At 70.5% G+C, this 14,322-nt stretch carries 15 protein-coding genes; 9 read left to right on the forward strand and 6 right to left on the reverse strand.

Annotated features, from left to right (window positions below; translation table 11 throughout):
• From GT354_RS28205 to GT354_RS28215, 3 genes are all read left to right on the forward strand, one after another.
• On the forward strand, positions 1 to 1,372 hold a 1,372-nt coding region (locus GT354_RS28205), incomplete at its 5' end, for a trypsin-like peptidase domain-containing protein (RefSeq protein WP_237535532.1).
• Between the two features lie 163 nt (positions 1,373 to 1,535).
• The gene (locus GT354_RS28210; RefSeq protein ID WP_161359192.1) at positions 1,536 to 1,973 is read left to right on the forward strand and encodes a sec-independent translocase; all 438 of its coding nucleotides are present in this window, start codon (positions 1,536 to 1,538) and stop codon (positions 1,971 to 1,973) included.
• A gap of 256 nt (positions 1,974 to 2,229) precedes the next feature.
• Positions 2,230 to 2,868 carry a hypothetical protein gene (locus tag GT354_RS28215; protein WP_161359193.1) on the forward strand — a complete coding sequence of 213 codons (639 nt, stop codon included), beginning with the start codon at positions 2,230 to 2,232 and terminating at the stop codon, positions 2,866 to 2,868.
• Positions 2,869 to 2,974: 106 nt separating this feature from the next.
• Here GT354_RS28215 and GT354_RS28220 read toward each other — a convergent pair whose 3' ends face one another.
• Positions 2,975 to 4,108 carry an Mrp/NBP35 family ATP-binding protein gene (locus GT354_RS28220; protein ID WP_161359216.1) on the reverse strand — a complete coding sequence of 378 codons (1,134 nt, stop codon included), beginning with the start codon at positions 4,106 to 4,108 and terminating at the stop codon, positions 2,975 to 2,977.
• Between the two features lie 79 nt (positions 4,109 to 4,187).
• On the opposite strand from GT354_RS28220, the gene GT354_RS28225 reads away from it, so the two are divergent.
• The 3 genes from GT354_RS28225 to GT354_RS28235 all read left to right on the forward strand — a co-directional run bounded on the left by GT354_RS28225 (position 4,188) and on the right by GT354_RS28235 (position 6,876).
• Positions 4,188 to 5,072, forward strand: coding sequence for an amidohydrolase family protein (locus GT354_RS28225; protein ID WP_161359194.1), 885 nt, complete (start codon positions 4,188 to 4,190; stop codon positions 5,070 to 5,072).
• Positions 5,073 to 5,137: 65 nt separating this feature from the next.
• Positions 5,138 to 5,614 carry a macro domain-containing protein gene (locus GT354_RS28230; RefSeq protein WP_161359195.1) on the forward strand — a complete coding sequence of 159 codons (477 nt, stop codon included), beginning with the start codon at positions 5,138 to 5,140 and terminating at the stop codon, positions 5,612 to 5,614.
• A 20-nt stretch (positions 5,615 to 5,634) separates the two neighbouring features.
• Positions 5,635 to 6,876 carry a benzoate/H(+) symporter BenE family transporter gene (locus GT354_RS28235; protein ID WP_346012208.1) on the forward strand — a complete coding sequence of 414 codons (1,242 nt, stop codon included), beginning with the start codon at positions 5,635 to 5,637 and terminating at the stop codon, positions 6,874 to 6,876.
• On the opposite strand, the gene GT354_RS28240 is transcribed toward GT354_RS28235, so the two are convergent.
• The 3 genes from GT354_RS28240 to GT354_RS28250 all read right to left on the reverse strand — a co-directional run bounded on the left by GT354_RS28240 (position 6,854) and on the right by GT354_RS28250 (position 9,385).
• On the reverse strand, positions 6,854 to 7,432 hold the full coding sequence (locus GT354_RS28240; RefSeq protein WP_161359196.1) for a TetR/AcrR family transcriptional regulator: 579 nt from the start codon (positions 7,430 to 7,432) through the stop codon (positions 6,854 to 6,856). The two genes, GT354_RS28235 and GT354_RS28240, sit on opposite strands and share 23 nt — an antisense overlap.
• 104 nt (positions 7,433 to 7,536) lie before the next feature.
• A complete protein-coding gene (locus GT354_RS28245) occupies positions 7,537 to 8,121 on the reverse strand; it encodes a DUF1003 domain-containing protein (protein ID WP_161359197.1) in 585 nt (194 codons plus the stop codon).
• Positions 8,111 to 9,385, reverse strand: a complete 1,275-nt coding sequence (locus tag GT354_RS28250) for a CBS domain-containing protein (RefSeq protein ID WP_161359198.1) — start codon at positions 9,383 to 9,385, stop codon at positions 8,111 to 8,113. Before GT354_RS28250 ends, GT354_RS28245 begins: the two co-directional genes overlap by 11 nt.
• A gap of 232 nt (positions 9,386 to 9,617) precedes the next feature.
• Here GT354_RS28250 and GT354_RS28255 point away from each other — a divergent pair, with 232 nt between their 5' ends.
• Positions 9,618 to 10,379, forward strand: a complete 762-nt coding sequence (locus tag GT354_RS28255) for a hypothetical protein (protein WP_161359199.1) — start codon at positions 9,618 to 9,620, stop codon at positions 10,377 to 10,379.
• Positions 10,380 to 10,494: 115 nt separating this feature from the next.
• Positions 10,495 to 11,448, forward strand: coding sequence for a hypothetical protein (locus GT354_RS28260; RefSeq protein ID WP_161359200.1), 954 nt, complete (start codon positions 10,495 to 10,497; stop codon positions 11,446 to 11,448).
• A 68-nt stretch (positions 11,449 to 11,516) separates the two neighbouring features.
• Here GT354_RS28260 and GT354_RS28265 read toward each other — a convergent pair whose 3' ends face one another.
• The gene (locus GT354_RS28265) at positions 11,517 to 12,056 is read right to left on the reverse strand and encodes a hypothetical protein (RefSeq protein ID WP_161359201.1); all 540 of its coding nucleotides are present in this window, start codon (positions 12,054 to 12,056) and stop codon (positions 11,517 to 11,519) included.
• Positions 12,057 to 12,170: 114 nt separating this feature from the next.
• On the opposite strand from GT354_RS28265, the gene GT354_RS28270 reads away from it, so the two are divergent.
• Entirely contained in the window at positions 12,171 to 13,139 is a 969-nt protein-coding gene (locus GT354_RS28270) for a CoA ester lyase (RefSeq protein WP_161359202.1), read from the forward strand.
• A gap of 194 nt (positions 13,140 to 13,333) precedes the next feature.
• Here GT354_RS28270 and GT354_RS28275 read toward each other — a convergent pair whose 3' ends face one another.
• Complete coding sequence (locus GT354_RS28275) at positions 13,334 to 14,233, reverse strand: RNA polymerase sigma factor SigF (protein ID WP_161359203.1); 900 nt, start codon at positions 14,231 to 14,233, stop codon at positions 13,334 to 13,336.
• Positions 14,234 to 14,322 lie beyond the last annotated feature (89 nt).

The following is a 14,322-nucleotide window of genomic DNA, read 5'->3' on the forward strand; positions in this document are numbered from 1 at the left end:
CTTCGCCCCGCCGGCCGCGCCACCGGTGCAGCCGCCGCAGGGCGCGTACGCCGGCCCGCCCCCATCGGGCCCGCACTGGCCGGGCGCGCACTCGCAGGCGTCGGCCGGGCCGTACGGCATGCACCCCGGCGCGGGACAGCCGGGCTACGGCCCCTACGGTCCGTACCCCTCGTACGCCCCCCAGGCGGCCTACGCGCCCTATCAGGCGGTTCCGTACGGTTATCCGGTACCGGGAGACATGACCGGCGCCGGCGGCCCCAGGGAGGGCCTCGGCGAGCGCTACGGTCGGCGCCTGGTGCTGTGGGCCGCGGTGGTCGCGCTGGTGGCCGGTCTGCTCGGCGGCGGCGTGGGCGCGTGGATCGCCGATCGCGACAGCACCAAGGTCGATCTGGGACAGCGCCCGGCGGCCGGTCCCGAGCGGCCCAAGGACAGCATCGCCGGCCTCGCCGGCAGCACGTTGCCCGGCGTCGTCTACATCCATGTGCGCGCCGGTCGCGGCGAGTCCACCGGCACCGGATTCGTGCTCGACACGTCCGGCAACATCCTGACCAACAACCACGTCGTCGAGTCGGCCGCGTCGGGCGGCACGATCAACGTGACCTTCAACGACGGCCAGCAGATCGACGCGACCCTGGTGGGCCGCGACACCGGCTACGACCTCGCGGTGATCCGGGTATCCGGGGTCAAGGGCCTGCACCCGCTGCCGCTGGGCAACTCCGACGGCGTCCAGGTGGGCGACCCGGTCATCGCGATCGGGGCGCCGTTCAACCTGGAGGGCACCGTCACCTCCGGCATCATCAGCGCCAAGGACCGTGCGGTCAGCGCCGGCACGTCGGGCGCCGACACCTCCTACATCAGCGCGTTGCAAACCGACGCACCGATCAACCCGGGCAACTCCGGCGGGCCGCTGATCGACGCGGCGGGCGGGGTGATCGGCATCAACAGCGCCATCCGCTCGGCGGGCGGCGGGCAGAGCAACCCGTTCGGGACCCAGCAGGAGGCCGGCAGCATCGGCCTCGGCTTCGCGATCCCGATCAACCAGGGCCGGCGCGTCGCGCAGCAGATCATCGACACCGGCAAGGCGTCGCACCCGGTCATCGGCGTCTCGCTCGACGTCGCGTTCCAAGGGGACGGGGCGCGGATCGTGTCCGAGAGCGTCCAGGGCACGCCCCCGATCCGCGCGGGCGGACCCGCCGACAAGGCCGGGCTCAAGCCGGGCGACGTGATCACCGCGATCGACGGCCGCAGGGTGCACGACGCCAACGAGTTGATCGTGGCGATCCGCTCGAAGGCCCCCGGCGCGGTCGTCAAGCTCACCGTCGACCGGTCCGGCACCGCGCAGACGGTGGACATGACCCTCGAAGCCGGGTGACCGCGACATGACGAGCGGATGTCCTACCGGTCACGTCTTTCGACGATAGGCACCAAACGGACCGTTCAGTACCGGCCGCGGCCTTCCCCTTCGGGGACTGCCGACTACTCTGAGGGGGTTCGGCCACCCGGCCGGGCCCCCTCGCGCCTCTCGTGGAGTCCAGGTGTTCGACGTCGGTGCGCCGGAGATGGTCGCGCTCGTCATCCTCGCGATCGTGATCTTCGGCCCGGAGAAACTGCCGAAGATGATCGGCGACGTGGTGCGTACGCTCCGCAAGTTCCGTGAGTTCTCCTCGTCCGCCCGATCCGACCTGAAGAAGGAACTCGGCCCGGAGTTCCAGGACATGCACCTGGAGGACCTCAACCCGAAGACCTTCGTGCGCAAGAACCTCATGGGCGACGGCGACGGCGACGAGTTCGGGATCAAGGAACTGCGCGACTCGCTCGGCAAGGACTTCGAGGACATCAAGGGCCTGGCGAGCGGCAGCCCGTACGACGCGGACGTGCCCGACACGTCCTACAGCCCCCCGTCGCTGCGCAAGAACGGTGCGGCCAGGATCCAGCCCGGCGAGCGTCCTCCGTACGACGCCGACGCCACCTGATCGCAGGCCGTCACCCGCTCCACCCGCGCGCGACGCGCCTTGGTCGGACGCGGTGCGGCGAGGGTCCCGGGTTCGGGCAGTATGGGTCGCGACCACACGCGCGGTGTGTGGGCGGTGACGCGGTGGATACAAGTACCGGGGTCGGTCGGTCCGCCCCACGGCGCCGGCGCGCCCGGTCGAGCCGGCGCACCGCGCGGGGTGCACCGTCGACAGACGGCGGCGACGTCGCGTCGCGCGAGAGAACCTGAGGCGGAGCATGGACACGATCAGCCACGAGGGCCGGAAGTTGCCTGCCGACGAGGCCGGCAAGGGCGATCTTCTCGCGGAGTACCTGGCCGCGGACTTCCCCTGGTACGGCCTGGACGACGGATGGAACGGGCGGCGATGGCTGTCGTCGGTGTGCAACGGCCCGTGCACGGTCGAGCACGGCACGCTCGGCCACGGCGATCGGCCGAGTCGGCGCCCGGGTGATCCGAGCCCGCGCCGATCCGTGTCGGTGGTGACCGTCCCGCAGCGGCCAAGGCGGCCGTCCGGCGACGGCACCGGGCAGATGGAGGCGACCTCGAAGGCGAGCGCGGCGTCACTCGCGGGAGTGGCCCTGCTCGCCGACAGTTGGCCGTGGCAGTTGGACCGCGGGACGCGCGCGCAGTGGGTGGACCAACAGACCACGCTCGCGTGGGAGTTGTCCGACGACCTCGACGGCACGGACTGGTCCGACCTGGCGATCCCGGTCGACGGCATTCCCTGCCGATTCCGCTACCGCGAGTCGGTCTACGGCTGGGTGCTGGCCGGCGAGCTCTCGGGTGTCTACATCGGCGTTTACGGCCACGGCGCGAGCGCGTACGGCCTGGGCCTGTCCAAAGCGGTCGACCTGAGCACGTACGCGACGGGGTGACCACGCGGAAACGATCTCGCGGTCATGGGGCCGATCCCCACCTGTCGGGGGCCCATCACCGCGAGATCGTTTCGGTGTCGCGCCGGCGCCGGCCGGGCGGGGTGGGTCAGAAGTTGCGCAGCGGGGTCAGGCCGAGTTGCAGGCCGGACAGGCCGCGTTCGCGCCCGCCGAGCTTGGCGGCGATGGCCGACAGGGCCACCGCGGCGGGGGAGCCCGGGGCGTCGACGACGACCGGCTTGCCGGTGTCGCCGCCCTCGCGCAGGCGGGTGTCGATCGGGATCGAGCCCAGCAGCGGGACCTTCGTGCCGGTGGCCGCCGAGAGGCCGTCGGCCACCCGCTGCCCCCCGCCCGAGCCGAACACGTCGACCATCTCGCCGCAGTGCGGGCACGGGAGGCCGGCCATGTTCTCGATCACGCCCGCGATCGTCTGGCGGGTCTCGACCGCGATCGTGCCGGCCCGCTCGGCCACCTCGGCGGCGGCCTGCTGCGGTGTGGTCACGACCAGGAGCTCGGCGTTGGGGACGAGTTGCGCGACCGAGATCGCGATGTCGCCCGTGCCCGGGGGAAGGTCGAGCAGCAGTACGTCGAGGTCGCCCCAGTAGACGTCGGCGAGGAACTGCTGGAGCGCGCGGTGCAGCATCGGACCGCGCCAGACCACCGGGGCGTTGCCGGGCGTGAACATGCCGATCGAGATGACCTTCACGCCGAGCGCCGACGGCGGCATGATCATGTTCTCGACCTGGGTGGGCTTGCCCTCCGCGCCGAGCATGCCCGGCACCGAGTGGCCGTAGATGTCGGCGTCGACGATGCCGACCTTGAGCCCCTGCGCGGCCATCGACGCGGCCAGGTTGACCGTGACCGACGACTTGCCGACGCCGCCCTTGCCGGACGCCACCGCGTACACCCGGGTCAGCGAACCCGGTTGGGCGAACGGGACCTCGCGCTCGGCCTGCCCGCCGCGCAGGTGCGACGCGAGCTCCTTGCGCTGTGTGTCGCTCATCACGTCGAGCTCGACGTCGACCGAGGTCACCCCGGGCAGCGCGGCGACGGCCGCTTTGACCGTGGTGGTGATCGTCTCGCGCATGGGGCAGCCGCTGACCGTCAGGTACACCCCGACCGCGACCCGCCCGTCGTCGTGGATCTCGACGGATTTGACCATGCCCAGTTCGGTGATGGGCCGGTGGATCTCGGGGTCCTGGACGGTCGCCAGGGCGTCCTGGACGTCGTCCGCCGAGGGCAGGGTTACAGAAGCCATACCGTGAGCTTACGACCCCGCCGGCACCACCCTTTGAGAGCATCGCTCTTCGGAGGTGGTCGACGTGACGACGGTGGCCGAAGAGATACGTGTGGCCGAGTTCCGCCGTGAGCTGGGTCTCGAATCCCTGATCGACGTACACACGCACTTCATGCCCAAACGCGTGCTCGACAAGGTGTGGGCGTACTTCGACGCGGCGGGCCCGATGATCGGGCGCGAGTGGCCGATCACCTATCGCGCCGACGAGGACGAACGGGTCGCGTTGCTGCGCGGGTTCGGTGTCTCGACGTTCACGTCGATGCTCTATCCGCACAAGCCGGCGATGGCCGCGTGGCTCAACGCGTGGTCGCGCGAGTTCGCCGCGCGCACTTCGGGGTGCCTGCACACGGCGACGTTCTTTCCCGAGCCCCGGGCGCCGGGCTACGTCCGCGAGGCGTTGGACGCGGGCGCGGTGATCTTCAAGGCCCACGTCCAGGTCGGCGCGTACGACCCGACCGATCCGTTGCTCGACCCGGTGTGGGGGCTGCTCGCCGAGGCGGGGACCCCGGTGGTCGCGCATTGCGGCTCCGGGCCGGTGCCGGGGCCGTACACCGGACCCGAGCCGATCGCGCGGGTGCTCGCGCGGCATCCCCGACTCAAGCTGATCGTCGCCCACATGGGGATGCCCGAGTACGGTGCTTTCCTCGACCTCGCCGACCGCCACGAGGGGGTCCACCTGGACACCACGATGGCCTTCACCGACTTCGTCGAGGAGTTCACCCCGTTTCCGCCCGCCGACCGGGTCCGGCTCGCGGACGCCGCCGACCGGATCCTGTGGGGGAGCGACTTCCCGAACATCCCGTACGGCTACGCGCACGCGCTCGACGCGCTCACCCGGCTCGACCTGGGCGACGACTGGTTGCGCGCGGTCTGCCACGACAACGCGGCGCGGTTGTTCGACCGGATTTGACCACCGGCGCACTCCGACCGAAATCGCGGGCGAAGCGTCGGTGCCGGCCGCTACCGTGCCCGGCCATGACGAGCATCACCTACGTGGCGGGCGACGCGACCACCCCGCTGGGCAAGGGCGTCAAGATCGTCGCGCACGTGTGCAACGACATGGGCGGGTGGGGCAAGGGCTTCGTGCTCGCGCTCTCTCGGCGGTGGCCCGAGCCGGAGGCCGACTATCGGCGTTGGCATCGCGAGCGCGCGGGCAACGACTTCGGGCTCGGCGCGGTGCGTCTGGTGCGGGTGGACACCTACCTGTGGGTGGCCAACATGATCGGGCAGCACGGCACCCGCACCGGCAGCAAGGGCCCGCCGGTGCGCTACGGCGCGATCGACGACGCGCTGACGACCCTGGGCGAACGCGCGCTCGAACTCGGGGCGTCGGTGCACATGCCGCGGATCGGCTGTGGCCTCGCGGGGGGCCGGTGGGGCAAGGTGGAGCCGCTCGTCCTCGAACGATTGAGCACACGCGGTGTCCAGGTCACCGTGTACGACCACGACTGAAGGACGAGGCGGGCGACTCGGTGAGCGCTGACACCCACGAGGCTGCGGCGACCGCGACCGTGGCCTCGGCCGGCAAGCCCCACCTGCGGCGCGACTCGTCGGTGTCGGCGGTGCTCGCGGGACTGGTCGCGGTGCTCGTGTCCTACTCCGGGCCGCTGGTGATCGTGCTCTCGGCAGCCGCCGCCGGGCACCTGACGCAGGCTCGGACCGGGTCGTGGGTGTGGGCGATCTCGATCGGCAGCGGGCTGACCTGCCTGGGCCTGAGCCTGTACACGCGGATGCCGATCATCACCGCGTGGTCCACGCCGGGCGCCGCGCTGCTGGTCACCAGTCTGGGGTCGTACCCGTATCCCGAGGCGATCGGCGCGTTCGTGGTCACCGGCGTGCTGATCGCGCTGATCGGGGTGACCGGCGTCTTCGGCCGACTGATGCGGCAGGTGCCGAGCGCGATCGTGTCCGCGATGCTCGCCGGGATCCTGTTCTCGTTCGGGACGAGCGTGTTCACGTCGGTCAAGACCGGCCCGTGGACGGCCGGCGGCGTGTTGATCGCCTATCTGCTCGCCAAGCGGTTCGTCCCGCGCTACGCGGTGCTCGCCGCGCTCGTGGTCGGTGTGGGGTGCGCCGCGGCGTCGTCGCGGTTGCACGTACACGTGGACTCGTTCGAGTTCGCCCGGCCCGAGTGGACCACGCCGCACCTGTCCGCGGCCGCCCTGATCGGCATCACGGTGCCGCTCCTGGTCGCCACGCTCGCGTCGCAGAACGCCCCCGGGATGGGCGTGTTGGCCGCGTCCGGCTACGCGCCGAGCGATCGCCTGCTGATCGGCTCGACCGGCGCGATGTCCGCGGTGCTCGCGCCGTTCGGGTCGCACGCGGTCAACCTGGCCGCGATCACCGCGGCCATCTGTACCGGCCCCGAGGCGCACCACGACCCCCGCAGGCGCTATGTCGCGGGGGTCTCGTGCGGCGTCTTCTACCTGATCGTGGGCATGTTCGGGTCGACGCTGGTCGCGGTGTTCGCCGGGCTGCCCAAGGAACTGGTCGCGGCGGTCGCCGGGGTCGCGCTGTTCGGCGCGCTCGCGAGCGGGCTCACCGGCGCGATGGCCGATCCGCAGCACCGCGAATCGGCGCTGATCACGTTCCTGGCCACCGCGTCGGGCGTCACCCTGTGGGGGATCGGATCCGCGTTCTGGGGCCTGATCGCGGGCGTCCTTGCGCACGTCGTGCTGTCGGTGCGACCGATCAGGCGCGCTCCGCGGCCATGAGGACGCGCATCCCCTCGGCGAGTTCACCGCCGGTGGGGGCATTGGTGGGGTCCAGTATCCACTGACCGACGACGCCCAACAGGAGCGCCTGGCACAGCGGCCCGACGGTGCGGGCGAGGTGCTCGTTCGCGTCGCCGTCCACACCCAGGAAGATGGTGACCAGACCCGCGCGCGCCTGGTGCTGCGACGCGACGAGCGCCTTGCGGATCTCGGACATCTCGTCGAGGTTGGCGAGTATCTCGAAATTGGCCGTCCACATCATCCGATGCGATTCCATCAGCTCGATCACGCGTCCCCAGATCGCCTCGAAGCGGTCCATCGGCAGCGTGTCCGCCCCCGCGGCGTCGGTCAGCGCGGCCGTGAGTTCGTCCCCCCACTGGGCCATCGACTCCAGGAGCGCCTGGTGCATGAGCGCGTCCTTGGACCCGTAGTGGTATCCGATCGAGCCCAGGTTGGTCCCCGATGCGGCCACGATGTCGCGGGCGGTCGTGCGGGCGTAGCCCTTCTCGTACAGACAGCGTTTGGCTCCGGCCAGCAGATCTTCGCGATGTCCCATGGCGAGATCGTAGCCTGCATGTAGACGATTGTCTTATACGGTTGAATAAGACGTCTGTGCAGAGCGGGTGTCGAGCGACGGCGTCGGGTCGGGCCGTCTTGGGCTCACGGGCGATCCGGGTCCGGCGGCCGGTGTCGGCGGGTGAGGTGTGAATCGGTGACCTCGCGACCCATCAGCCACCCGTCGGTCTCCCGGCGCTCGTCCAACTCCTTGAGCATCGCCTGGAGTTCGGAGCGCAGGAAGTCGCGCGTGGCGACCTCGCCGAGCGCGATCCGCAACGCGGCGACCTCACGGGTCAGGTATTCGGTGTCCGCGATGTTGCGCTCGTTGCGGGCCCGGTCCTGTTCGAGGTTGACCCGGTCGCGGTCGTCCTGCCGGTTCTGCGCGAGCAGGATCAGCGGCGCGGCGTACGACGCCTGCAACGACAGCGCCAGGGTCAGGAAGATGAACGGATACTCGTCGAACCGCAGCGCCGGCGGCACGAAGATGTTCCACGCGATCCAGACGATCACCGTGGCCGTCATGTAGACCAGGAAGCGACCCGTGCCCAGGAAGCGCGCGATGCGCTCGGAGAACCGGCCGAACGCCTCCGGGTCGTACGCGGGCAGCAGCGACCGCCGGCCCGGGCTGCGCGGCTGGTCGAGCCGCGGGCGGCGCCGCTTGTCCGGGCCCGATGTCTCACGCGCCACGGCGCACCCTCCCGTCTCCGTGTATCGCGCCCTCGCGCCAGTCCTGCGGCAGCAGGTGGTCGAGCACGTCGTCGACGGTGACCGCGCCGAGCAGGTGGTCGTCCTCGTCCACGACGGGCGCGGCGACCATGTTGTACGCCGCCAGGAAGCTGGTCACCTCGGCGAGCGGGGTGTCGGGCCGCAGCGGCATCAGGTCGGTGTCCAGGACCGCGCCCACGAGCGTGAAGGGCGGGTCGCGCAGGAGCCGCTGGAAGTGCACGGTACCCAGATACTTGCCGGTCGGCGTCTCGGTCGGCGGTCGGCACACGTAGACCTGGCTCGCGAGCGCCGGCGACAGGTCGGCGTTGCGCACGTGCGCGAGTGCCTCGGCGATCGTGGCGCCCGGCTCCAGCACGATCGGCTCGGTGGTCATCATCCCGCCGGCGGTGTCGTCGGAGTAGGTGAGCAGCCGCCGGACGTCCTCGGCCTCCTCGGGCTCCATCAGGCCGAGCAGACGCTCCGCGGTGTCCTCGGGCAGCTCGGAGATCAGGTCGGCCGCGTCGTCGGGGTCCATCGCCTCCAGGACGTCGGCCGCGCGCTCCTCCTGGAGTTGGCCCAGGATCTCGACCTGGTCGTCCTCGGGCAGCTCTTCGAGTACGTCCGCGAGCCGGTCGTCGTCGAGCGCCGCGGCCACTTCGGCGCGGCGCTTGGCCGACAGGTTGTGCAGCACGTTCGCCAGGTCGGCGGGCCGCAACTGCTCGAACGTCGCGAGCAGGTTGGCGGCGCCCTGCTGGTCCTCGGGCCGCTCGAAGCCCGCGACCGCGTTCCAGTCCACCGTGATCGTTTCGCCGCGGCGTCGCCGCAGGCCGGATGCGCTGCCCTTTTGGACGAACAGCTTGGCGATCAGCCAGTCCCGGCCGCGTCCCAGTGCCATCGCGACATCGAGCACGGTCACCGGCTCGTCGTTGTCGACGAGCGTCACCCGGCGGTCCAGCATCTCGGCGAGCACGAGGGTCTCGTTCGGGCGCTGCTCGAACCGGCGCATGTTGACCAGGCCGGTGGTGATCACCTCGCCGGTCTCCACACTGGTCACACGTGTCATCGGGACGAAGATCCGGCGGCGGGTGGCCACCTCGACGACCAGGCCGAGCACCCGCGGCGGCAGTTGCGCGGTGCGCATCATCACCACGACGTCACGCAGTCGGCCGACGTGGTCGCCGTTGGGATCGAACACCGCGACGCCCGCGAGGTGCGAGATGAACACGCGACCCGGTGACGCACCCATGCCGTGGTCCCTCCGTCGCCGATGCCGCTGTGTCGTTGCCCGGGGCTCGGTGCCCGGTTTCACTGCCCGGTCGTCGTTGCCTGCTCTTCGTTGCCCGGTCGTCGACGCCCTGCGGGTCGAGGCCCGGCGCCGCCGTGTCACGCCGTTCGACGTGTGCCCCCGGACGGTCAGGCTACCGGTGTGCGTGGGCACGATCACGACACGTCGCGTACACCTCAGTACAGTGCCGCCCGTGCGCTTGCCTCAGACGAAGACCACGATCGCCCTGTTGACCGCCTGCGTGCTCGCCGGGACGGCGTGTTCCCAGGGCAAGGAGTCGGGCCTGGGCGCCGAATCACCGGACACGATCGCGGGCAGGTCGCGCACGGCGGCGTCGGCGGCGAACTCGGTACACGTCCAAGGTGTGTGGAAGATCCAGAGCCAGGAGTTCAAGATCGACCTGCGCCTCAAGCGCGAGGGCGGGGTCGGAACCGTGGTCACCGCGGACAGCACGATCGAACTGCTCAGGGTCGGCGAGGAACTGTTCGTGCGCGGCGACGCGCGGCTCTACCAGGGCCGGGACGGGCGCGGCGGCCCCGAGGTCGAGCAGTCGGCGGCCCTGCTGCGGGACAAGTTCGTCAAGGTCCACCGCGACGACCCCAGCTACGCGCGCCTGGCCGGGTTCACCCGGATGCAGGACATGATCACCGACCTGATCCGGCTCAACGGCAAGCTCAAGAAGGACGGACGCGAGAAGGTGCGCGGCACCGAGACGCTCAAGATCGCCGCCGACCGGGGCCGGGGCGGCGAACTGCGGGTCGCGTTGACCGGGACCCCGTTTCCGCTCAAGTACATCCCGGCACCGCACTCGGGCTCGCTCGAACTGTTCGAGTACGACCAGGACTTCCCGCTCGTGTTGCCCAAGGCGGAGGAAGTGGTCGACTACGGCACGCTGACGGACGGCAAGGAACCGGGCGCCAAGCCCGGGACCGACCAGCTACCCGGGACCGACTGACGCGGGCGAACTCGGCAGCGGGATACCGTTTCCGGGAGGGCGCCGACGTACCCGGGCGTCCCACACCGGGCACACTGGACTCCGAAACATCGAACGACAACGAGGGAACCCAACGGTGGATCACGTGCGGCGCGGCTTCGTGGTGGCGACGGCGGTAACGGTCACGGTGTTGGTCGCCGGGTGCAGCGCCGGCAGACCCGCGCACCGCTCGTGGCAGGCGCCGGTGGACGAACCGACGGCGGGCGCGCCGCTCGGCAATCAGGTCGACGGCCTGGACTCGGCGGCGATCCTGCAACGCGCGCAGGCCGCGACGGCGGGCGCGTCGTCGGTACACGTCAAGGGCGAGTTGGTGACACCGGGCACCACGAAGGCGCCGGCCAAGCCGTTCAGCGTGGACATGCGCTTCACGAGCACCGGCAGCGAGGGCCGGATCGTCGAGGACGGCACGACCGCTTACATGACGCGGGTGCAGAGCCAGGTCTGGTTCCGCGGCGACGCCGGCTTCTGGGGCAAGGTCGGGGGATCGTCGAGCGCGGTGGCCTATACCGACCGCTACGTGCAGGTGCCGGCCCAGGAGAAGAAGTACGACGGCATCATCGAGAACACCTATGTCGAGCGGCTGACCAACAAACTCATGGGCAAGCCGGGCAAGTTGGAGAAGGGCGCGACCAAGACGGTCAACGGACACAAGGCGATCGCGCTGGAGAACCGCACGCCGGGTGCCGGTGGCACGATCTGGGTCGCGACCGAGGGCGCGCCCTACCTGCTGCGGATGGAGGCGGCCGCGGACGCGAAGCAGACCGGCGCGTTCGACTTCCTGGCCTACGGCGAACGGGTGGACGTGCACGCGCCCGAGCCCAAGGACGTGGTCGACAAGGATCTGACGTCCGGCTCGTCGGGATCGTCCTCGCCGAGCACCGGGTCCTCCAACTCCTCCGGGTCCGCCAAGGGGTCGACCGGTACGCCGTCCTCGTCCGGCGGGTCGAGCACCCGCCGACCGGACATCGGTCGCGGTTCCAAGCCGCCGGTGCCCAGCGGGCTCAAGCACGAGCCGTTGTTGTTTCCCTGACGCCGTCGGGCCGCTGCCCCGCTGTCTCGCCGCCCCGGCTGCTGCCGAGCCGGGCGGGGCCGCGCGGGTCAGTGGCCGCGTCTGCGCCGGCGGCCGATGGACAGGTTCAACGGCGACGCGCCTCGGGTGACGGCCGGTGATCCCACCGGTACGGTCCGACCGGCGTCCGTGGGCAGGGCCCCGGCCGCACCGGTGGGGGTCAGCCGGACGAGATCGCACTCGCGGGCCCAGCGGGCCGGCTGCCCTTCGCCGTCGGGTGCGTTCAGCCGGGCGGCGTGCAGCGCGAGCACGGCGCCTTCGTAGCGCGGGTCGCCGGGCGGGACCACGGCGACCTCGGCGGTCCAGCCCGGCAACCGGCCGCCCTTGTCCTTGCTGCGCACGTCCACGATCACCTCGGCGGCATCGGCCAGCCCCGCGACGTACTGCTCGGCGCCGTCCTCCCGGCGCCCCGACACCAGCCACGACGAGCCGTCCAGCCACACGTGCCAGACCGGTCGAGGCGGGGCCGCGCCCACCGTCAGCCAAACCAACCCGGACTTCTTGGCGCCCTCTTCGACCAGCGCGGCCTCGATCAGGGCCGCGGTGGGCAGGCTGTCGGTGTCCGTCATGGGCCCAGCGTCCCACAGCGGCCCGCGACGAGAAGTGCGCCACCTCATACCCGCTTCGGGGTGACCCGTCGGTAACCTGACCGCACGATCCGCAGCACTGGGAGGACCAGACACATGGCCGCCACATCGCGTAGCTTGCGTTCCCGCCGTTCCTGCATGGCCGTTCCCGGCAGCAACCCGCGCTTCATCGAAAAGGCGCAGGGGCTCCCGGTCGACCAGGTGTTCCTCGACCTCGAGGACGCCTGTGCGCCGCTGGCCAAGGAAGGCGCGCGCCACACCATCGTCGACGCACTCAACAACGGGGACTGGGGCAACCGGATCCGCGTCGTGCGGGTCAACGACTGGACCACGCACTGGACCTACCGTGACGTGGTGACCGTGGTGGAGGGCGCGGGGGCCAACCTCGACGCGATCATGCTCCCCAAGGTCCAGGACGCCGGCCAGGTCAAGGCGCTCGACCTGCTGCTCACGCAGATCGAGAAGACCGTGGGCCTGGAGGTCGGCCGGATCGGCATCGAGGCCCAGATCGAGAACGCGCGCGGGCTGGTGAACGTCGACGAGATCGCCGCGGCGTCCCCGCGCGTGGAGACGATCATCTTCGGCCCGGCGGACTTCATGGCGTCGATCAACATGAAGTCGCTCGTCGTGGGCGAGCAGCCCCCGGGCTACGACACCGGCGACGCGTACCACTACATCCTGATGCGCATCCTGATGGCGGCACGCGCCAACGACCTCCAGGCGATCGACGGCCCCTACCTCCAGATCAAGGAGGTCGACGGGTTCCGTCGGGTCGCCGGCCGCTCGGCCGCGCTCGGCTTCGACGGCAAGTGGGTCCTGCACCCCGGCCAGATCGACGCCGCGAACGAGCTGTACTCGCCGACCCAGAGCGACTACGACCACGCCGAGATGATCCTCGACGCGTACGACTGGTGTACCTCGGCCGAGGGCGGCATGAAGGGCGCCGCGATGCTCGGCGACGAGATGATCGACGAGGCGTCGCGCAAGATGGCCCTGGTGATCTCGGCCAAGGGACGTGCCGCGGGCATGGAGCGCACCCAGAAGTTCGAGGCTCCGCAGCGCTGAACCGGCGGGCCGATCACTTCGGTAGTCGGTAGTCGGTAGTCGGTACTCGATACTCGATACTCGGCACTTGATACTCGGCACTCGCCCGAACGCGGGGCGGGATCCGATCGACGATCGGATCCCGCCCCGCGTTGCTGCGTTCGGTTGTGGTGTGCCCGGCCCCGTCTCGGTCCCGACTCCGGCCCGGTCCCGGCTCAGTTCTCGGTGAGCAGGCCCGTGCGCAGCTTGTCGAGGGTGCGGGAGAGCAGGCGCGAGACGTGCATCTGGGAGATCCCGAGCTGCTCGCCGATCTCGGCCTGGGTCTTCTGGCCGAAGAAGCGCAGCATCAGGATGTGCTTCTCGCGCGGCGGGAGTGCGGCGATCAGCGGCTTGAGCGACTCGCGGTTCTCGACGAGCTCGATCGCCGCGTCGTCGGAGCCCAGACGGTCCATCGGGGCGGCCGCGTCGTCGTTGCCGGCACCGCCGCTGGGGGCGTCGAGCGACGAGGCGCTGTAGCCGTTCGAGGCGATCATGCCCTCGACGACCTCCTCCTGGGAGACGTCGAGGAAGCGCGCGAGTTCGTGCACGGTGGGCGCGCGGTCGAGCTTTTGGCCGAGCTCGTCGCTCGCCTTGGCGAGCCGCAGACGCAGTTCCTGGAGCCGCCGCGGGACTCGGACCGACCACGTGGTGTCCCGGAAGAAGCGCTTGATCTCGCCGAGGATGGTCGGCATGGCGAAGGTGGGGAACTCGACCTCGCGCTCGATGTCGAAACGGTCGATCGCCTTGATCAGGCCGATCGTGCCGACCTGCACGATGTCCTCGAGGGGTTCGCTGCGGGTACGAAAGCGCCCGGCGGCGAAACGGACGAGCGGCAGATTCAGCTCGATCAGGGTGTTGCGCACGTATTGGTACTCGTGCGTGCCCTCCTCGAGCGCCTTCAGGCGCTTGAACAGCGTCTTCGACAACGCGCGCGCGTCGGCGGCGCCCATCCCGCCGATCTCGGCATCGTCGAATTCGCGCCCGATCTCGATCCGATCCAGCTCTTCTGCCACGGTGTTCGTCGCCGGCGGTAGCCCCGTCCGGACCTGCATCTCGGCTTCGAGCTGAACTGCCATGCCTCCCCCTCGTCACACGTTTTTGAGGTTTCCCCTCTGCGCCTAACCCGGATGGAGGAGAGCAAACACCTTCACACCGAAAAACTTGT

The organism is Streptomyces sp. SID3343 (assembly GCF_009865215.1).
Classification (GTDB): domain Bacteria; phylum Actinomycetota; class Actinomycetes; order Streptomycetales; family Streptomycetaceae; genus Embleya.